Consider the following 21027-nt stretch of genomic DNA (forward strand, 5'->3'; position numbering starts at 1 on the left):
GACTAGGATTGGCCCAGCCTGCGTTCCAGATCCAGACAGCGAACCCGCCAACTCTCCTGGCCCGCAATCTCCCTCCGCCGCGAGCCCAGAGTGGGGTCGTTCTCGGCCAGGGCCGCGTCCAACTGCCGGAGAAACTGCGCCGGGTCGTCGGCGAGATAGACGAGGTCTGAGTATCTTTCGACTTCCGGCAAGGTCGCGCTGACGACAGGCAAGCCGTATGCGAAGTACTCGTAGAGCTTGATCGGATTCGTGGAGAGAGTCAGGGCATTGCGCACGAACGGGATGATGCCGACGTCAAACGAAGCCAGGTGCCGCGGAAGGTCCGCATAGGGAACCTCGCCGTGCAGGTGGACGTTGGGCAGATGCCGCAGGGATTCGATGCGGTGGTTCTCGATGCGGCCGATCAGGACGAAGCGCCAGGCGGGCCGGGCCGCGGCCGCGAAGCGGATGAACTCGATGTCAAACCAGGTGCTGAGCGAGCCGACATAGCCAATGGTCGGCGCGTGCCCGGTCTTTGGGGCCGGTTGGTGACCAGGGGCAAAATCAGTGGAACTGACGGCGTTCCTGAGCAGGATCGAACGGCTCTCGATTCCGGGATGCAGTTTCCGGCAATGGTCGAAGAGCGCCTGCGCCGAGAAGATTACCAGGTCGGCGGAGTCGAGCAGACCGGATTCCGCGTGGAGGAGATCCGGCGCGATATTGCCGAACCCCGTCATCAGGTCGTGGCAATCGTAGATGACCTGGCTCCCCCACTGGTGTTTGAGAGCGTGGGCAACATCCGCCCACAAGGGGAAGCTGGTAATGACGAGGGGCGGGCCTGGGGCGTGGTTGAACGGCAATCGGACAATCGCATCGGTCAAAGTCCGGCTCTCCATACGGCTGAGGCAGCGGTGATGAAACACAGGCTCCCTGGGCAGGTGTACGTGGAGTTCCCGGATGCGAGGGCCGATGGTGGAGACGATTCGCTTCGAGCCGAAGGGGTACACGGAGGGAAACTCGCGCCCCAGGTGCGGATTCACATAGAAGCAGCGGTAGCCCATCGACGCGAAGGTGAGAGCGAGGTGCTGGGTGCGCTGGATGCGGGTGTGCCAGTCGGCGAGAGGCAGAAACAGAATGTCCGGCTTGTTGGAGGGCGGGTCCGCCAGCCCTGCGGCGTCAGGACGGGTACGCCCAGAATCGAGCGAGGTGGCGGGGTAGTTCCAGCAATCCCTGAAATAAGTGGGGCAATTTTGCGCCCGAAGCCGGAAGAACAACCATTTCAAGTAATACGGGCGGACATACTCCTTGGCGCTTTGGAGCCAGTGGTTGGGCATCGTCCAATCGAGGGAGGAAGGCCTTACGAAATCACCACCCACCCGATCTTATGGCAGGATAGCACCCCCCTTTGCACGATTGCAGCAAACGCGGGCGATCTCCGACTGTGGGGGCCCTGACGATTCCGGTTCCGGAGGCATGAATCCCGTGTCGTAGTCAGGCGACCGCATGAAGCTGAATTCACGGGCTGCGCCGCCGGCAGGACAACCCAACTTACCGCCCTCGGGCCTTGAACCTGGAGCGTACAATCGAATTCGTTGGCTGGGGGCCGGCTGGCCAATGTTCGGGGGCAATCTCTCGCGCCAGCCCGGGCAAGCCTTTAGTTTTTGGAGGAGTCGTCAATGAGTTTGTTCACTCGTAGATACGGAATCGCCTGGCTTCTGGGATCCATCTGGATGGCAGCCAGCGCTCAGCAGGTGCCATCGATCCAGGTTTCCGGGCTGCCCGCACAGGGACTGGTGGAAACGACCGGCAACAGCATCACGCTCGAAGGCTCCATTACGGCACCCGCCGGCCTGGCGAGCGTCACATGGACGGATCAAGCAGGCAGGCGTGGGGCGGGCCAGTTTGAGGCGGTCGCCGGCAGTACTTCCGAGTACAGATTCACACTGGGGCCGGTGGGCCTGCGGCGAGGCCTGAATGGTATCCACGTCGCCGCAATTGACCCGGAAGGGGCGGCCTCCTCCGTTCACGTTCAGGTGCTTTCCCAAGCACCGGCGGAGGCGGAAGGGGAGCGGCGGGTGGGCCGCTGGCAGAACCAGCCGGTCACCTATGAACTGGTGAATGGGATGGCCGTCGTGGAGGGCGATATTCTGCTTGGACCGGCAGACCAAATGGATAGGGAGCCGCCGCAGGGCAAGTCGACCGAGGGCAAGCGGGAAGGGCTGTCGATTCTGTACTCGAACAGCTACTGGCCGGTCGACGCCGTGACGCACGTGGCGAAGGTTCCGTATGTGGTGCTGAGCGGCACAACCAACATGACCACGGCGATCAGCCAGTTCAATACGCTCTTCTCGGGGCTGATTCAATTCGTACCGCGCGTGGCCGAGGCGGATTACGTCGCCATCGACTTGAACTCAGCCGACCACAGCCGGTCGTGCTTCGCGACCTTGGGGCGGGCCGGCGGCCAACAGGGCCTGCAGGGTTCCATCGACTGCGATGTCCCGACGCTGCTGCATGAGATGGGCCACTCGATCGGGCTGTATCACGAGCACCAACGTGCGGACTACCCAACGTTTGTCACCTTCAACCAGGCCAATCTGGACATTCCACTGATGTTTGGCAACTTCGGCGTTCAGACCCTGAATGCGAAGAACGTGGGGCTGTATGACTACGCCTCGATCATGCATTACGGAGCGGCCGGATTCTCGAAGAACAATCAGATGGTGCTCGAAACCATTCCGCCGGGCATGCCGATTGGCGAGGCGGCGACCTTCTCCCCTGGGGACATCGATACGGTGAAGCGGCTGTACGGCGCCGCGCCGGCGAGTGTCACCATCACCACGAACCCGGCGAATCTGCCCATCGTGGTGGACGGGGTGGCGTTGACGGCTCCGCAGACCTTCGCCTGGGCGCTTGCCTCGGTCCACACAATTGCCGTCCCGACCGGATCCCAGAAGACGACGCCGGCCGACGGCTCGCGGTACTTCTTCGGCAACTGGAATGACGGCGGCGCGCAGTCGCACCAGATCACGGTCACTTCCGGCACAGGCGCACCCGGGTCTCCGGCCACCAGCCCGGCCGTCACCGTCTACCAGGCGAGTTTCCAACGCTACAACCAGATCAATCCGGGCATTAGCGGGGTCACTGGAGCAGGGGGCGGGACACTGGCCCTCAATCCGCTGCCGCAGTCGATCAGCGGCGGCTCGTACTACCTGCTGCGCCAGAAGGTTAGCGGGCAGGCGGTACCGAATGCGAGTTCGGTGTTTGTAGGGTGGTTCGGCAACGATTTCCTGCCGCGCGGAGCGAATCCCCGCGAGTGGATCATCCAGGCCTCGCCGTGGAACATCCAGGCGGACCTGGAGCCGACGACGCCGGTCTATACGGTCTCATCCACTTTCACCAATCCGGTTCCGCCTACCAGTCCGCTGAACCCGGCGGTGACGGCGATCATTGACGGGGTGACGCACGTCATTCCCGAGATCTTCCGGGCGAGTGACGGGTGGACGAGCGGCTCGGCGCACACCCTGAATGTCACGAACCTGCAGACACCGGTGACCACCAACGTGGCGTACAAGTTCAACAACTGGAGTCTGGGTGGGACGAGCAGCGCCACAGCCGCGCAGAACATCAACGTACCGGCCGGCAGTACCAGCTATGTGGCTTCGTTCACACCTTCGTACCGTGGCTATTCGCTGATGAATCCGTTCTGCGCCGCCAGCGCTCCGAATCCACCGCTGGCGGACCAGAAGTATCTGGATGGCACGGTGGTCAACTTCCAGGTGAATCCGATCGCGCAGTGGTTCTTCGCGGGCTTCTCGGGCACCTTGAACACGTCCGCCAATCCGCAGTCGTTGACGGTGCACGACGAGTTCGCCGTGACCGCGAACCTGAATACGGTCGCAGCTCCGCTGACGGTCACTGGCTTTTCACCTGCCTCGCTCACGCAAGGCGCGGCCAGCACCGTGGTGACGATTATCGGAACGGGCTTCACGGCTACCAGCAAAGTGTTCGTGAATGGCTCGTACTCGTCGCTGCGCACGGTGGTGTTCGTGGATGCACAGCATATCCAGGTGCAGCTTGGCCCAACGGACCTGACGACGCCGGGCGGATTCCCGATTGCCGTCCAGAACGCCGCCAACGGCTGCAGCATTTTCGTGGAAGGTTCATTTACAGTGGATCCGGCGACGCCGCGCTGGCAGATTACCAAAACGCACACCGGCAACTTCACGCAGGGGAGCACAGGCCAGTATTCGATCACGGTGACGAATAACGGCGGTGCGGCCACTTCCGGCCTGGTGACGGTGACGGAGACCGTGCCGGCCGGCATGACGCTGACGGGCATGAGCGGAACGGGATGGTCGTGCTCCACCAACACCTGCACCACCAGTACGGCGCTGGCGGCCAGCGCGTCGTACCCGGTGATTCTGGCCAATGTCTCGATCAGCACCAGCGCGGCGACCGCCCTGACGAATCAAGTTTCGGTGACAGGCGGGGGCGCGGGCAGCGGACTGGCCTCGGATCCGACGACCATTGTCCAGGTTCCGGCCACGATCTCGGCCGTGGGCGGCGGCGGGCAGAGCACCGCGGTGCTGACAGCCTTTGGACAACCGCTGCAGGCCGCGGTGCTGGACGCAGGCGGGTCGGGCATACCGGGCAAGCTCGTGACGTTCTCGGCGCCGGGTTCCGGCTCCACCGCAGTCTTCACCTCCGCGAATCCGGCCACCACCAACGCAGCGGGCATCGCCTCGGTCTCGGTGAGTGCAAACGGGCTCGCGGGCGGGCCATACCTCGTGGGGGCGAATGTGTCGGGGGTGGCGGCGACGGCGCAGTTCTCGCTGACGAACGGCCTGGGGACGAACGTGATCTCGTTCCCGGCTATCCCGAGCCAGCCGTTCGGCACGCCGCCGATCGTGATTTCGGCGACGGCGACTTCCGGATTGCCCGTGAACTTCACTTCCAATACGCTGGCGGTCTGCACGCTGTCGGGTTCCACCGTCACGATGCTGACGCCGGGGAACTGTTCGATCACCGCACGGCAACCGAGTAGCGTGAACTACAGCCCGGCCGCGCCGGTGACACAGATTTTCCAAGTGACCGAACCGAGCATGATCTCAGTCAGTCCGTCCTCTGGAACAGGCGACCTGCAGACGTTTACGGCGATCTATTCGGCGGTGAAGGGCTATACCGACCTGCAGTGGGTCCAACTGCTGCTGGCGGTGGCTCCGGACGGAGGAGGCCAGTCGTTCTGCTATGTCCACTACGACGTGCAGGGCAATGCGTTCTGGCTGTACGGAGCGAGCGGATTCTTTGTCGGGCCGATCGCGCCGGGGACGCAGTCGAACCTGCTGCAGAATTCGCTGTGCGCGCTGAACACCTCCGCTTCCACGGCCTCGGGCACCGGCAAGAACCTGACGGTCAATGCCAGCCTGGTGTTCAAGGCGGCTGGGGCCCGCAATGTGTATATGCGCGCCATGAATAAAGCGCAGGCCGACTCCGGGTGGGTCTTGAAAGGGGCCTGGACCACGGTGGCCGCGCCGTTGGGTACGATGACGGCGACGCCGAACACCGGCAAGGGGAGTCCGCAGACGTTCACGCTGACCTATCCGGATCCGGCGGGCTTCGCCGGGGCGGCCTATGGATGGACACAGTTCCTGGTGGCGAAGGCGTCGGACGGCGGCGGCCAACCGTTCTGCTATGTGCACTACGATCGCGCCGGCAACGGGTTGTGGATGTACTCAGGGGATGTCGGGTTCTTCCTGGGTCCAGTGACGCCGGGCGTGGCCTCGAATGCGCTGGACAGCTCGGCCTGCTCGATCAACCCCGCCGGTACGACGGTGAGCAACCAGGCGGGCAATCTTGTACTGAACGTGCCGATTACGTTCAAGGCGCCGATGTCGGGTGGAAACAAGGAGTTCCAGAGGACTCTCGATGTGCTGAACCGGGATTCCGGCTGGCAGCAGACGGGCAACTGGACGGCTCCGTAGACTGAGAAGTTGAGCCGGAGTTCAGTATAAGAAAAAGGCCGCCGGATTCCGGGGTATGCCCGGAGGCCGGCGGCCTTTTCGGTCTATGGGTGGATGGACCCGTTTATGGGATGTTCCAGGTACCGGTCTGAACCCAACCGGTATCACGCCGCAGGACATCCAGGGTGCGTTCGAACAGCTTCTTCGCACCGCTCATGGGCGCCTTCATCGTGACCGGAACGGAGACGATCAGGTTGCCGGAGTTGTTCTGGACGGTGGTGCCGGCCGGATTGACCGAGCACGCCGTGCTGTCGAGGGCGTTCGAGGCCACTCCAGGGGTGATGGGCCCAAGGAAGAACCCAACGTCGCCTGAGTACATCCAGAGGCCGTTGCCGGCGCGATCGTAATGGACGAAGCAGAACGGCTGTCCGCCGCCATCGGTGGCGCTGGCGACCAGGAACTGCACCCAGCCAAACGGAGCGCCGAAGAAGCCGGGAGGATCGGGGTAGGTCAGGACAAAGGTCTGACTTGCACCGCTGCCGGAATTCGGGTTGACCGTGGGCGTGGCCGGCGGCGTGGCCACCGTGCTCCAGATGCCCTGCTGCACCCAGCCGGTATCGAAGAAGAACTGGTCCTGGGTGCGGAGGTAGACGTTGCGGGCGCCCGCCGTCTTGAAGATGACGTTGGGGCTGACCGTGAGGGTGGTGCCGTTACCCGCTACCGTGGAGGCCGAGGTGTTCACGGCGCAGAGGGTGTTCTGCAGGACTTGCGAGGCGGCGCCGGGCGCGATTGGACCGACGAAGAAGCCGCCGTCGCCATAGAGCCAGAGCCCGTTGCCCTGGACGTCGTAGTGCAGGAAGCAGAACGACTGGCCGCCACCGTCGGTTGCGACGGCGAAGAGCATCTGAACCCATTGGAGGGTGGAGTAGCCGTTGACGGTCCGGTAGACGCCATTGAACGTCTGAACGCCGCCGGAGCCGGTTTCGGGCGAGACCGACATGGTGGTGACCGGCAGAAGGATGCCAGGCTGCAGCAGACCCTGGACGCCAGAGGTGCTGGTGGCCGGGGAAGCGATGCCGAACTGGCCGAACGAGTTGCTGCCCCAGCCGCGGACGAAGCCGTCCGTCTTCCAGCCGATGCTGTGCGTGCCGCCGGCCGCGATGGCCAGGCCGCCGTACATGCCGACGGTCATCGTGGGGACAAAGCGAGTGGTGTTGGTGGTGTCGCCCAATTGGCCGCTGGTGTTCAAGCCCCAGGCCCAAACGGAGCCATCCGCCTTCAGTGCCAGACTGTGAGCGTTGCCGGCCGAGATAGCCACAACCCCGGTCAGCCCGTCCGCGCGGGAGAGGGTGACCCGGTTGCTGCTCGTGCCGTCTCCAACCTGGCCGGAAGTGTTGAGACCCCAGCCCCAAACGGTTCCATCGCTTCTCAGCGCCAGTCCGTGGGAAGCGCCGGCTGCGATGGCGATAATGCCCGCGAGTCCGGGGACCTGGACGGGCGTCAGTTTCCTGGTCAGGGTGCCGTCGCCCAGCTGTCCGCTGGTGTTGTTACCCCAGGACCAAACCGTACCGTCGGACTTCAGCGCAAGGCTGAAGCCGTCGCCGGCGGCCACGGAAACCATGCTGGTGAGGCCGGTGACCTGGACAGGCGCGAGGCGGGTGGACTGAGTGTTGTCTCCGATCGCACCATTTGTGTTCGCGCCCCAGGCCCAAACCGTACCGTCGCTCTTGCGGGCCAAGCTGTGATCCTTGCCGCCGGCAACCCGCGTCACGCCGGTCAAGCCGGTGACGGTGACTGGCGACAGGCGGGTGGTGGAGGAACCATCACCCAACTGGCCGGTCGAGTTGAGGCCGAAGCTGCGGACCGTTCCGTCCTTCAGAACCACAAGGGTATGTGACCAGCCCGCCGCTACGCCGAGGATGTTGGTCAACCCGGGGACCTGCACCGGCGTGGGGCGGTCGGTGGTGGTGCCATCGCCGAGTTCGCCGTTCGCATTGCCGCCACTGCCCCAGAGGGTCCCATCGTTATACAGCACCAGGGAGTGATCCTGGGCCGCCGCCAGGCGTTGCCCCAGCGTGCTGGGCGTCGGCGCCGGGTAGAAGCAGGGTGTTTCCGCCGCCGTCACGGCGAAGGTGTTGAAGTAGGGAGTCGCGCTGCCGCGGCCCAGTTCGCCGCGTTCGTTGTCGCCAGCGGTGATGACGCTGCCGTCCGAGAGGCGGATCAGGCTGTGGAAGGCGCCGGCGCCGGCGGCAACCGCCGTGGTTACGCCGCTGACGGCCGTCGGAACCAGAGCGTCAGAGAAATTGCCCTGTCCGAGAGCGCCGTAGACGCTGTAGCCCCAAGTCCAGGCGGTACCGTCGGACTTGATGGCAATCGTGTGATAGCCTCCACCGGCGATTTCCGTCGCGCCGGTCAGCGTGCCGGAGCGCACGGGAGCAGACTTGGCGACCAAAGTGTTGTCGCCCAACTGGCCGTGATTGTTCGCACCCCAGGCCCAGACTGAACCATCGAGCTTCACCGCAATGCTGTGGAAGCTGCCCGCTGCGACGGTTTCCGCCACGAAGCTGAGAATGGCTTTCGGCGTGAGGCGGGAAGTAGTGGTGCCGTCGCCCAGCTGGCCAACCGTATTGAGGCCCCAGGCGTAGACCGTGCCGTCGCTCTTGCGCGCCAAGCTGTGGGAGTCGCCGGCGGCGATTGCCGTGATGCCGGTGAGTCCGGAGACCTGTACCGGGCTCTGCCGCGTGGTGGTCGAGCCGTCACCCAACTGGCCCGCGCCGTTGAAGCCCCAGGCCCAGACGGTGCCGTCGTTCTTCAGCGCCAGGGTGTGATACTGGCCCGCGGCGACTGCAATGACGCCAGTCAAGCCGGGCACCATAATCGGCACGCTGCGGCTGGTATTGATCGAGGCGCCGTTGCCCAACTGGCCCTGTCCGTCGTCGCCCCATGTCCAGACCGTTTGATCCGATCTGACGGCCACACTGTGATTGGAGCCAGTGGCGACCGAAATGACGCCAGTGATGGCAACGCAGGTGGGGTCCAGGCGGGCGTGGACGGTTCCGTCACCCAACTGTCCATACTGATTCTCACCCCAGGCGCTGACCGAGCCGTCGGCCTTCAGCGAGATGCTGTGGTTGGCGTAGCCGCGGAGTGTGCCGGTGTTCGCACCAATTGCCTTGAGAGGACCACTGGCGGCCGATACCGCGGCCAGCGTAGTACCGTTCGCAGCCAGCGCCCGGTTGGCCCTGATGGCCGAGGCGGTGGCGTTCTGGGATTCAATCGAGGCCGCATCGGCGGAGATGACCGCCACGGCCCAACCGGCTTTGGCATCGAGTACGACGCCATCAAACTGATATTCGCTGTTCGTCCCGTCCTGGATGAGGGTCAAGGTGCTGTTCACGGCGGTCACTGACCGCGACGTGAGCGAGTTGCCCAACCATTTGGCGTCCACCAGGGGGCTCGGATCTTCCTGCTGGAACCGGCGCTTCAGCTCAGCGGAGCTCTTCGTCAGTTCGTCGCCGCCCAGGATGCGAGCGGAGGAGGATTCAGACCGGCCGTCAGTACCCCAAGCCCAAACTTGGCCCTGCGCGTCACGGGCGTAACCAAGGTTTCCGTACACGGCCACGGCCTCGATGCCGGAGAGTCCCTTCACCTGCATGGGTGAAGAGATCAGCTTGCGCGACTCGCCGGGGACAATGCCGTTCCAGTTCGAACCGAAGGCCCAGACCGTGCCATCGGCGCGTAGCGCGATGGAGAAGAGCTGGCCGGCGGCGATCATGCGGACGTTCGTCAACCCGGGGACAACCCCGGGGACAGCGCGATTCGCCAGGGTGCCGCTGCCGAGCTGGCCTTCCGTGTTCGCTCCCCACGCCAAAATTGTTCCATCCTGCTGCAAAGCCAGGGAGTGCTGGGCACCCGCCGCGACAGCGGTGACGCCGGAAACGCCGGCCACCTGACTCCATGTATTGCGCTGTTGAAGATCTCCAGTTCCTAGTTGTCCCTGGGCGTTGCTACCCCAGGACCAAACCGCCCCGTCCACGGTTCGAACCAGGATATGACCGCCGGTTTCGGGCACCGCCAGGTTCCGCGCCCCGGCGACTGTCCCGATGGAACGAAACGAGTACTGGGCGTTCTGCCCCGTATTTTCCTGTAGAATCTGAATCCGTTCCGCACCTGACGCCTGCACTGATAGCGCAGCCAGTGTGAATACGGTCGCGACGATGCCTCCGGCTGTGGGTAAACCCCTGAACAGTAGTGATTTGTGTTTGATCAATCTGACTTCTCCTCCGCCCCGCACACTCAAGAACCGCTCTGAGGGTAGGCACACCTCCCCCAGGCAATCAGTATAAGGTTAATCGCTGTGCCCGGGCCTGTCAATTGAGGGCCTTACCAGTACGGCACAGTATTCCGCCTAAACAATACGGAGTGAATTCAGAATGATCCGGCTTTCGCCGTGGCAGAAATGGCGAAATACCGCGTCAGCGGACGCGGCTCCGGCGGCGCACCGGCTCAGGTTCCGTGAGATGGCCATTCATCAGCCAGAACGAGCAGCCGTCCGCGTTCAAAATCCCCCGGCCGTGCAGAAAATGAACTGGCAAAAACGGCTTCCAACTGGAATTCCAGAGCAGAAAAGCGGCCAGCATATACTGTTCGTTGTAGTAACGAATGTCAAAATGCTCGGGGTACTCTTCAGGCAAATAGATATCGTGAACGTGCACCAGCACGCCCTTGGGCAGCATGGGCATGACGCGCAGGAAGAAGTGCGTGACGTCGGAGTCGTGGAAGCAGATATGGCTGCCGTCGAAGAAGACGAAGTCGCCCGGCTGCAGGCTGGCGAAATACTCCAGCGGCGTGGCGATCAGGCTCTCCTCGCGCACCTCGTCGGCCACGGCTTTGATGGACAACCGGGGGGACGGGTCGATGCAGGTGATCTGCGTCTTGAGCTTCCCGTCGCGAATCGCCTTGCGCAGGAACCGGGTGCTGTTCCCGCTGCCGATCTCGACAATGCGGCCCGGCACGTAGGCCCGTATCAGCGCGTAGGCGGCGCGCGCGTCCATCCCGGTAAAGAAGATGTTCTTCCAGAACGGCGAGACCTCGTCGGTGGGATCGGCCAATTCGTCGGCTACGTCAGGCAGTTCCAGGAACGGCTCGAGCCGGGTGTGGAGCTCCTCATACGCCCAGATCCTGGTCTCGAGCAGTGAGGTGATGGCGGCGTAAGGGTCGCGGCCCTTTTCCCGGGGCACGACTTCTTCGTAGTCGATTGGGACAATCAGCGCCGGCACATTGGTTTGCGGCATCAACGTACGATTCTGGTAATCGACGAAGCAATAATGCTCCAATACCAACGCTTTGATGTAGGCCAACTCCTCCTCGCAAGGGGGACCCGGCGGTACATAGGGTGCAATCTCCTCGGCGGGAGGCTCACCGATCTCAGCCAATTCGCCCGACTCTCCGACGGACGCTTCCCCTTCGGGCGCGGGCTCCTCGCTGGGTAGGGCAGCTTCTAATATGGGTTCCGGCTCGGGCTCCTCGATGGGGGCGGGCGGGGGTTCAGGCTCCTGGATGGGCGGGGGGGCTGGTTCAGGGTCCGCGACGGGCGGCGGCTCCGGAGCCGGCTCCTCGACGGGGGTGGGCTCTTCGACGGCAGGTTCCTCGACGGCGGGCTCCTCGATTTCGCCAGCCTCCACGGGCGGCGCAACCAGTTCCGGATCCGGTGCGGGATCGTTGAGGTGAACGGCTCTCAGGTTGAGACCGGATTCGTAGGCGGCAATGACCTCTTCGATGGGGCCATCCATGCGCAGTACGCCCTCGTCCAGCCAGATCGCGCGCTGGCACAGCTCCCGAACCGTCGCGGCGGCGTGGGAGACGCACAGTATCGTCTTGCCGGCCTGGTGCAGCTTGTAGATGCGTTCGACACATTTGTCCTGGAAGGCGCGGTCGCCCACGGCAAGAACCTCGTCGATGATGAGGAAGTCCGGGTCGACACAGACGGCGACGGAGAAGGCCAGACGCATCACCATGCCCGACGAGTATGACCGGACAGGCTCGTGCACAAAATCGCCGATTCCCGAGAACTCGATGATTTCGTCCATCAGCTCTTCGGTCCGCTGGCGGGAGACACCCAGGACGGAGGCGTTCAGGTGGATGTTTTCTATCCCGGTCAGGTCGGAATGGAAACCGGAACCGAGCTGTAGCAGGGCGGCACCGCGGCCGTTGACAATGATCTGCCCGGAGTCGGGATCGACCAGGCCGGCGACGAGGCCGAGCAGGGTACTTTTGCCCGCGCCATTGCGGCCGATGATGGCGACGCTTTCGCCGGGGTTCACTTCGAACGAGACATCCCGCAGCGCCTGAAAGCGCTCCGGCCGATGCCGCGTCATCAACTCCTTGAGGTGACTGCGCAATAGCCGCCGGGGCTTGTGCATGACAAAGCTCTTGGAGACGTTTCGGACGGTGACAATGGGTGAAGTAGTCACAGCGGTTACAGGTAGTCGTAGAACTGACGTTTCCAATGCCGGAAGGTGAACGACCCGACGGCTAAAGTGCCGAATGAGACCAGGGCAAGTTTCAGCAGCAGCTCACCGGACGGAGCCACGCCCTCTAAAAGGATATTCCGGGAAGCAAGCACCAGCGCAGCCACCGGGTTGTACTGATACAAAGGCTGGAGTTGCGGGGGGATTGCGCTAAACGGGTAGAAGATAGGGACCAGCCAAAACATGACTAGGTTGACTGACTCCACAACGTAGCGCGTATCCCGGATGAAGACGGCGAGCGTTCCCGTGATCAGGCCCAGGCCGCAGACAAAGGCGATCTCCAGGCCCCAGACCACCGGCAGCAGGAGCCAGTAGCGATTGACGCCATAGCCAAAGAACAGGACCAAGGCGAAGAGCAAAGCCACCTGCGCAGCCATGTTCAGCGCCGTCGAGAGCACAGCCGTGAGCGGGATCATCTCGCGCGGCACATTGACGCGCTTGATGAAATCGGCGCTTTCCACGATGGAGGCGCTGGAGGTGGCCCAGGCGAGGCTGAAGAAGTTGTAGGGCACCATGCCCGTCAGGACAAAGACCGCGAAATGATCGACGGTCTTGTTCGGGAAGATCATGGTGAAGACAAAGGTGAGAATCCCCATCATCACCAGGGGATTCAGCAGGGACCACAACATGCCCAGGGACATGTTGCGATACCTGACCTTGAAGTCCTTCAGGACCAGGTTCCGGACGAGATACAGCAGGTCGCCTCGCCACATAAGTCCGCTAGAGTCCGCTCTTTGGCCCGGTCAGCCTCGTGGTGCCGGGAACCCGGCCGCGCCTCGGCCCGGCGGGGCTAGACATTTGAATATCTCCGGGCTCTGAGGATCGTGAATGCCTTTTTGAGTTCATTGATACCCTCCGGCAGCGAGACCGCCGGCTGGAAGCCAGTGGCTTCAATCTTCGCATTCGAAACGATGTAATCACGCTTGTCCGGATCTTCGCCTATGGGCGCCTCCAAATAGGAGAAGCCCGGAATCAGCTTCTTGATCTCCGCGCACAGCTCGAGCTTGGACAGATTGGCGTCGCTCAGGCCGACGTTATACGGCTGCTCCTTCATGGCGTCGAAGCGCGCCATCACATGTTGGAAGGCGCGCGCCACATCGCGGATGTGGATGTAGTTCCGCTTGAAGTGGCCCTCAAAGATCACCAGCGAGCGGTCGGTGACGGCGCGGTGGACGAAGTCGTTCACCAGCAGGTCGATGCGCATGCGGGGGGAGACGCCGAACACGGTCGCCAACCGCAGGGAGACGCCGTTGCCGGCATCCAGCACCTGCCGCTCGGCTTCCACCTTGTCCCTCGCGTATTGGGAGATCGGCTTGAGCGGAGACTCTTCCGTACAGTAATTCGATGCTTCTCCAACTCCGTAACCGCTGTTGGTGCAGGGATAAAGGATCCATTGCTGCTTGGACCGCAGCTTCAGCAGCGATTGGATGCCTTCCAGGTTGGTGGTCCGGGCCGCAATGCGGTCAGCGTCGCAGACCGGCGCGCCCACCAGGGCCGCCAGGGCGATGATGATGTCGGCGGAACCGATGGCGTCGCGCAGCACCCGTTCATCCCGGCAGTCGCCGCGAATGATCTGAAAGTCGGGATGCCAGCAGTTCTCCAGGAGACTGGGCTGGCCGTACAGGAAGCTGTCGAGCACCGTGACGGCAAAGCCGGCATTGAGAAGTTGCGGCGTCAAAACCGAGCCGATGTAGCCCGCGCCGCCAGTGATGAGTACTTTTGCTTGAGCCATGGTTGGATGTCATCCGGGCGGCTAAATCGAGGCGGGCAGCAGCCTGCGCACCCGCTCGAATTGCCGGTCCCAGTTCAACTCTTCTTTCATTGCGAGATTGCAGTTCGCGACCATCTCGTCGTATTCCGGCGTGCCATACAGCTGCATGGCCCGGGTGAAGGCATCCAGCATGTCCTGGAAGCCCCAGCCTTTCATGACGATGCCGCACTTGTAGCGCTCGACAACCTGTTTCGGTTGAGGGTGGGGGGCGGTGATGGGCGGAACGCCGGAGGAGATGGATTCGAAGAACTTGCACGGACAGGCGAAGGTCTGGTTTTCGTTGGAGGTCTTCCAGATCGTCAGGCTATAAGCGTAATTCGGCCGGGCGGCTTCCAGGTACTTGGTATCGACAAAGCCCTTGTAGCGGATCTGGCCCCCGGCGTTCACGAGCACTTTCCGGGTTCTCTCGGGCTCCGACCCGCCGATATAGCCATAGATGTCGATAGGGAACAACTGCATCCGCGAGTCCCCGTAGTAGTCGACGAAGGTGGCGTTCACGTCGAGCGCACCCGAGTAGTAGATGCGGCCGTTCCGGTCGGCCGGGGGGATGGGATCTTCCAGATCGGCCAACCGGGTGGGCGAGTTATACGCCAGGGCCACCGGAATCTTCTCGAACCCGCAGCGGCGAATGTCGATGGCGGCCCGGTTCTCCTCCGGGAACACCACCACATCGATCCACTGGCGGGCATGGCGGTTGAACTCGGGGTCGAAGTTGCCGTAGTAGGTGGTCGACTCCGTCGCGTGGTAGATCACGAGCGGCGGCTTCTTCGCCAAGCGGAACAAAACAGGGATGTTCCAGGAGCAGCGGATGATCAGGATGCGCGGCTTTAGTTGATTGATCCGGGCAGCCACCATGGAGACGAACTCGATGCGTCCGGTGGTGCTGCGGAAGTGCGTGGAGGTGGGGATGCGCTCGACATCCAGCCCGCCTTCCAACTGGGAGATCGCCTTGTCCTGCTGATCGGGCTCCAGAATCGTGGCCGGGATGCCGTAGAGGTCGACCAGAGAACGGAGCAGCGACAGCGAGTCGAAATTGCCCGAGCCGACGCTGATATCGGAGACCTGAACGATGCCGCCGGTCGGGGTCATGCGGTCACCCGCGCGGCGCCGATCTTCGAACCGCGTTGCTCCTGCCCCGCGCGGGGCGCTTCAGGGGGAGCTCCGGCGATGGACGTCAGCATCGAAACGAGCCGGCCGGCATTGTGGAAATCGTAAGCGGCGGGGGCGTTGTCCATGGCCGTATTCCTGTAGTGGTCATAGTGGGCGAGAACCTCCCTTACGGCGGAAGAGAGCTTATCCACATGCGTGTAGGCGACGCCGATTGCGCTCAGGGGGAGCGGCGCAGCCCCTTCCTGCTGCAGGAGAAAGCCGACTTCAAAGTCAGTGCCGGTCAATTCCACGTCGGCAAAGGCGTGGCGCAGGTTCAGGAGCACCTTGGTGGTATCCGGCCCCACCGGGACGAGCGCCACGATCTGGGAGCTCGCATAGCCGGGGGACAGAATATCGGAGCCTTCCTCGCACTTACGGCCCGCGCGGTCGAGACCGGTTGTGCTGACCAGCACGGCGTGCCCCTCCTCGGAGCCCTCGAGGGTCATCCTGACCCAGAGGTATGTCGCTTCCGCGGGGACGCTGATCCAGGCCTGCGCGGCGCGGTCACCGCCGCCAAAGCTGATCTCCCGGCTGGCGCCGAGGTACCAGGATTTACCCGTGGCCGGCTGCTGCCAGAGTTGGTGGCGGCGGATGGGCACCACGTCCTCTTCCAGCTTCTGGAGGAGTTGGTTCCGGTAGGCATACACGCCGTCGGCAAACTGCCGGCCCAGCCAGGAGGCGGCGGGGGCAACGACCGGGATGCCGGCGGTGAGCGCCTCAATCAGGACCCCGGAACTGCGGGCGTAGTAGTTATCACGGTCGTAAGGCAGAATCAGCAGGTCGGCTTCGCGCAGCACGGCCCGGTATTGCTCAGAGGGCAGAGGCTCCAGAAACAGCTTGACGCCGCCGCCGAGCGCGCCCTGCAGCAGGCAGCGGGCGACCACCGCCTCGGATTCGCCCTTGGGAATATTGTAATTAGACTGAATCTGGAATTCGACGCGGCCCTTCGCGATGAAATCGCGCCGCAAATCTTCCACCAGAGCCGGGAAAAAGTGATACCCCTTTTCAGCACGAGCATCGCCCAAATAGACCAGCTGCAAAGGCTTGGCCGGTGTGGCCACGCGTACAGAAGGACACTCGGTGTGGGGAATCGGGCAGGTGTGGAAGGGCAGTGAAGAGACCCGCTCGTGCTGGATGGTCAGCTCTTCCGTATCTGTGTAGAAGAATACGCGGGCGGCGGAGGCGCGGCTGCGGAACGAGAGGTACGCATTGCGGAGCGGGGTCAGGTGCGCGTCCTGGTTCGGGTATTCCCACTCGCGTCCATCGTAGAGATTGCGGCGGAACAAGAGGTGGTAGGTGGCCTTCAAAGCCTCCGGATACTTCTCCCAAACCTCAATCAATCCAATCATTTCCGGGACGCCGAGAGTGGGAATGAAGATCAGGTCGCCTTCTTCGGGTTTCAGCGCGCGAAGCAGTTCCAGCGTGTCAGCGGCGAACAAACGCGCTTTGCGGCGCTGGAAACGCCACTCCTGGAGAGTACCCCCGCTGGAGAGGGATTCGAACAGCAGGCCGAGGGCGCCGGTCACGCTGGTCCAGGCGGCATCCCAGATCTGGCGGAAGAAGCCGCGGAAGGGGATGATGGCGGCCAGGATTCGGAAAATCGCCCGGATTGGCAGAAAGATTACAGCCAGGGCGGCCGCATAACCGATCTTAAATGCCGAATCAAATGGATGCCAGCGCAGGTACTCAATTGCGTTATTCCGGACAACCCAAAGAAAGCCCAATTGAGAGAAAAACAGGCGCGTCTTGAAAACAAAGAAGTGATGGTACAGGGCGGTGTAGGCGTTCGCCAGACGCTCGCCCAGCGTCGCCTTCGACATGCGCTTCCAGAAGCCTAGACGATAGGCAGGAAACACCTTCCAGGGCGCTTCTGTGGATTTGAACTCACGGTGAGCGGCGAGGACGGGGGTGTGTCCGGCGGCCTGGGCGGCGGAGAGAACATGCTGCGCGTATTCATAATGATGACCGCCGATATCGACAATTGATTGGTCTATCAATATGAATCTTGACATTGAACTGATCTTTTTACCTTTTCAATTGAACACTACGCGAGCATCCGCCTAGCTCGCAGTGCAGCGGGAGAAGGAGGTCCATGATATCATAATTAACTGTTGCTACCCCACCGCCCTCCGTGGCGGCAGAGCCTCATGCGAATACTTGTCACAGGTAGTGCGGGATTCCTCGGCCGGCACACGATGCTTGCGCTTCGTGCTCATTTTAGCGGAGTGCAAGTCATAGGGACAACACATTCCGACTTCGATCTTACGGAACCCGCCGCGGTCGAAAGCATGTTCCGGCAGCACAAACCGGACGTCGTCGTGCATCTTGCAGGCTATGTGGGCGGCATTGGTGCAAACCGTGCCTATCCGGCGGACTTCTATTACCGGAATACCCTCATCACCGCCCTCGTCTTTCACCAGGCAGCCATGGCCGGCGTTCAGAAGCTCGTCTACCCGTTTGGGGGCTGCAGCTATCCGGCGAAAGCGGCATCACCCATCGCCGAAGACCAACTCTGGCAGGGCTATCCCCAGCCCGAGAGTGCACCTTACTCCACTGCCAAGATGATGGGCGTGGTGGCCAGCGAGTCGTACAGGAAACAGTACGGCCTTAACTCTATTCCTCTGATTCCAGGTAACATGTACGGCGAGTACGACAACTTCCGGCAGCATGAGTCGCATGTCGTACCGGCGCTGGTGCGGCGCGTCCACGAGGCTCGAGAGGCCGGGGCGCCACAGATCGTCGCCTGGGGCTCCGGCAAGCCGGTGCGCGATTTCGTCTACGCGGGTGATGTCGCCAGGCTGATCCCGTGGTTCATTGAAAACTACGATTCCAGCCAGCCGGTGAACCTGTCTTCCGGGGTGGCTACCCCCATCCGGACGCTGACCGAAGCCGTCTGCCGCCTGTCTGATTTCGCCGGCAATCTGGAATGGGACTCGTCCAAGCCGGATGGCCAGATGGTTAAGGTCTTTGACGTCAGCAGGATGCGGGCGCTGGGACTGGATTGCCCGACGCCACTGGAAGAAGGACTGCAGCGGACAATCTCCTGGTACCGCGAACACAGCGCGGCCGGCACGGACGGAATCCGCCTATGACCGGCGGGGAGGTCTCCCGATGATCTTCGTGATTGGCGGACGCGGTCTGGTGGGCTCCGGCTTCGTGCGCCTGCTGGAAGCCAGGGGCGACGAGTTCCAGATTATCGATCGCGCCAACTACGACTCCCTGCGCGGCCAGAAGTGCGAACTGCTGGTGAACGCCAACGGGAACTCCAGGAAACCATTGGCCAAACAGGCCCCGTTGGAGGAGTTCGACGCGTCGGTCCGGTCCGTCCGGTCGTCGCTGATCGACTTCCCCTGCGAGACCTACGTTCACATCTCCTCCTGTGACGTGTACCCGGACTGCACCAGCCCGGAGGTTAGCCGGGAAGACCAGATCCTCAATCCCGCGAAACAGAGTCCGTACGGTTTCCACAAGTATCTGGCCGAGCAGTGCGTCATGCACGCCGCTCCGCGCTGGATTGTGGCCCGCTGCGGCGGCTTTGTCGGCCCGGGCCTGCGCAAGAATGCGATCTTCGACGCGCTGCACGGCGGTCCGCTCTGGCTGGACCCGGCCAGCAGCCTCCAGTTCCTCCACACTGACCAGGCCGCCGAGGTCATTCTGAAATTGGCCACCCAGGCGCCGGCCAACCGGGTGTATAACGTCTGTGGGCAGGGTGTGATTTCCATCGCGGAAGTAATCGAGGCCGTCGGCCAGCCGGTACCCGTTCAGCCGGGCAGTCCGAAAGTGCGCTACGAAGTCAGTGTCGAATCGGCTCAGCAGTTTGCGGAGATTCCGGAGACCCGCAAGACGGTGCTGGACTTTGTGCGCGCCCAACTGGAGACTCGGTAAGTCCATGCCAACAAGGAGCCTCCTGATTCTGGCCGGCGGCAGGGGGACAAGGCTCCAGGAGGTACATCCGGACCTGCCCAAGCCGATGGTGCCGGTGGCGGGCCAGCCGTTTCTCGAGTGGATGCTCCGGTTCTGGGAACAGCAGGGCGCAGGCGACGTGGTCGTGTCCACAGGCTATCTTGCTGAGGTGATTGAGGATTTCCTGAAAGCTCGCGGACGTGGAACGACGGTAAGAGAACGCGAGGCCCTGGGCACGGGCGGCGCGGTCCGTTTCGCGGTAGAGCAGCAGCCGGTGAGTGATCCCTTCGTGGTGACCAACGGCGATTCCCTCGTGGCGGCCGGCCTGAGCGGCATGTGGGATTTGGCGCCAGGGGTGGAGGCAGCCATCGCGGCCATCGAGGTAGACGACGCCAGCCGGTTTGGCACTTTGGCGATCGACGACGAAGGCTTCCTGCAGCGGTTCGAGGAAAAAAGGCCGGGGGCCGGGTGGATCAATGCCGGGATTTACTGTTTCCGGCGGCATGTGATTGACACATTTCCAATGGGTGCATCGAGCATCGAAATGGACGTATTTCCGTCGCTGCTGGCGGCGGGGGCTCGAATTCGTGTGATCCGAGTGAGCGGGCAGTTTCTGGATATTGGCACGCCGGCCAGCCTTTTGCAGGGGGATGCCTTCGTGCAGAAGCTCAAGGAGGTATTGCCGGCATGATCATCACGAGAACGCCGTTCCGCATCAGTTTCTTCGGCGGCGGGTCCGACTATCCGGACTACTTCCGGCAGTACGGCGGCGCGGTCCTGGCCACGGCGATCGACAAGTCGGCGTACCACTCGGTGACCCACTTCCACTCCCAGCTCTTCGACTACTCGATCCGTGTCGCCTATCGCCAGGTGGAGTGCGTCTCCCAACTGGACCAGCTCGAGCACGCGCCTTTCCGCGAGTGCCTGCGCAGTTGTGGCATCACGCAGGACGTCGAGGTGAACTATACGGGCGAGTTGCCCTCGTTCACTGGCCTGGGGACCTCATCTTCGTTCGTTGTAGGCCTGCTGAACGCCCTGCACAGCTTCCAGGGCCGTAGGCTGGAGCCGCTGGACTTGGCCTATGAGGCCATCCGCATCGAGCGCGATGTCCTGGGCGAGTGTGTCGGCTGCCAGGATCAGGCGCTGGCTGCCATTGGCGGTTTGGCCATTGTCGAGTTCCTACCGGACGGCGAGATCCGCCCCCATCCCCTGGTGCTGCGGGGCGAGCGCAAGGAAGAACTGCAGCAGCACATGATGCTGTTCCACACCGGGATTCACCGCCGCGCGGCCGAGATGGCCCGGCGGCAAATGAGCCGGCTCAGCGAGAATACTGACCGCATCCGGGCTCTGCGGAAACAGGTGGATGAAGGCTACGAGATCCTGACGGGCCAAGGCCCGATCTCCTCGTTCGGCGAACTGCTGCATGAGGCGTGGATCCTCAAACAGGAGCTGGACACGCATGTGGGGCCGCCGGTGGTGTGCGATATGTACCATCGGGCGCGCATGGCGGGCGCCCTGGGCGGCAAGCTGCTGGGCGCGGGCGGGGGCGGGTTTCTCCTGCTCTTCGTGCCGCCGGAACGGCAGGACAAGGTGCGGCGCGCTTTGCACGACCACCACGAAGTACCCGTGCGGATTGACGCTCCGGGTAGCCACGTCCTCTACTCAACGGAACCTGCGACTTCAGACGAGACGGTCGCTCCGGTGCTGCGCGCCAGAACCCAATTCGCTGACTGAA

At 62.9% G+C, this 21027-nt stretch carries 12 protein-coding genes; 5 read left to right on the forward strand and 7 right to left on the reverse strand.

All coding sequences use genetic code 11. The features are described 5' to 3' along the window. Positions 1–2 precede the first annotated feature (2 nt). Entirely contained in the window at positions 3–1313 is a 1311-nt protein-coding gene (locus IRI77_RS21530) for a glycosyltransferase (RefSeq protein ID WP_194447075.1), read from the reverse strand. Between the two features lie 342 nt (positions 1314–1655). Here IRI77_RS21530 and IRI77_RS21535 point away from each other — a divergent pair, with 342 nt between their 5' ends. Continuing rightward, positions 1656–5960, forward strand: a complete 4305-nt coding sequence (locus tag IRI77_RS21535) for a M12 family metallopeptidase (protein WP_194447076.1) — start codon at positions 1656–1658, stop codon at positions 5958–5960. A gap of 103 nt (positions 5961–6063) precedes the next feature. Here the strand turns inward: IRI77_RS21535 and IRI77_RS21540 are convergent, their stop codons facing one another. From IRI77_RS21540 to IRI77_RS21565, 6 genes are all read right to left on the reverse strand, one after another. Beyond that, positions 6064–10209 carry an RCC1 domain-containing protein gene (locus tag IRI77_RS21540; RefSeq protein WP_194447077.1) on the reverse strand — a complete coding sequence of 1382 codons (4146 nt, stop codon included), beginning with the start codon at positions 10207–10209 and terminating at the stop codon, positions 6064–6066. Positions 10210–10414: 205 nt separating this feature from the next. Continuing rightward, positions 10415–12361: an ATP-binding cassette domain-containing protein gene (locus IRI77_RS21545; protein ID WP_194447078.1), complete on the reverse strand. Its 1947-nt coding sequence runs from the start codon at positions 12359–12361 to the stop codon at positions 10415–10417. Positions 12362–12417: 56 nt separating this feature from the next. Continuing rightward, positions 12418–13182, reverse strand: a complete 765-nt coding sequence (locus tag IRI77_RS21550) for an ABC transporter permease (RefSeq protein WP_194447079.1) — start codon at positions 13180–13182, stop codon at positions 12418–12420. 77 nt (positions 13183–13259) lie between these two features. Next, positions 13260–14201, reverse strand: a complete 942-nt coding sequence (locus IRI77_RS21555) for an NAD-dependent epimerase/dehydratase family protein (RefSeq protein ID WP_194447080.1) — start codon at positions 14199–14201, stop codon at positions 13260–13262. Between the two features lie 21 nt (positions 14202–14222). Beyond that, positions 14223–15329 (reverse strand): glycosyltransferase, encoded by a 1107-nt coding sequence (locus IRI77_RS21560; protein ID WP_194447081.1) that lies wholly within the window; start codon positions 15327–15329, stop codon positions 14223–14225. After that, positions 15326–17386, reverse strand: a complete 2061-nt coding sequence (locus IRI77_RS21565; protein ID WP_194447082.1) for a glycosyltransferase — start codon at positions 17384–17386, stop codon at positions 15326–15328. The genes IRI77_RS21560 and IRI77_RS21565 overlap by 4 nt, the downstream gene beginning before the upstream one ends. Before the next feature lie 150 nt (positions 17387–17536). On the opposite strand from IRI77_RS21565, the gene IRI77_RS21570 reads away from it, so the two are divergent. From IRI77_RS21570 to IRI77_RS21585, 4 genes are read left to right on the forward strand one after another with little or no spacing between them, the layout of a single operon-like run. After that, positions 17537–18481, forward strand: a complete 945-nt coding sequence (locus tag IRI77_RS21570) for a GDP-L-fucose synthase family protein (protein WP_194447083.1) — start codon at positions 17537–17539, stop codon at positions 18479–18481. A 19-nt stretch (positions 18482–18500) separates the two neighbouring features. Beyond that, positions 18501–19274 carry an NAD-dependent epimerase/dehydratase family protein gene (locus IRI77_RS21575; RefSeq protein ID WP_194447084.1) on the forward strand — a complete coding sequence of 258 codons (774 nt, stop codon included), beginning with the start codon at positions 18501–18503 and terminating at the stop codon, positions 19272–19274. A 4-nt stretch (positions 19275–19278) separates the two neighbouring features. After that, positions 19279–19983: a sugar phosphate nucleotidyltransferase gene (locus IRI77_RS21580; protein WP_194447085.1), complete on the forward strand. Its 705-nt coding sequence runs from the start codon at positions 19279–19281 to the stop codon at positions 19981–19983. Next, positions 19980–21026 (forward strand): GHMP family kinase ATP-binding protein, encoded by a 1047-nt coding sequence (locus tag IRI77_RS21585; RefSeq protein ID WP_194447086.1) that lies wholly within the window; start codon positions 19980–19982, stop codon positions 21024–21026. The genes IRI77_RS21580 and IRI77_RS21585 overlap by 4 nt, the downstream gene beginning before the upstream one ends. Position 21027: the final 1 nt, after the last annotated feature.

Origin of the sequence: Paludibaculum fermentans (genome assembly GCF_015277775.1) — a bacterium.
GTDB lineage: Bacteria > Acidobacteriota > Terriglobia > Bryobacterales > Bryobacteraceae > Paludibaculum > Paludibaculum fermentans.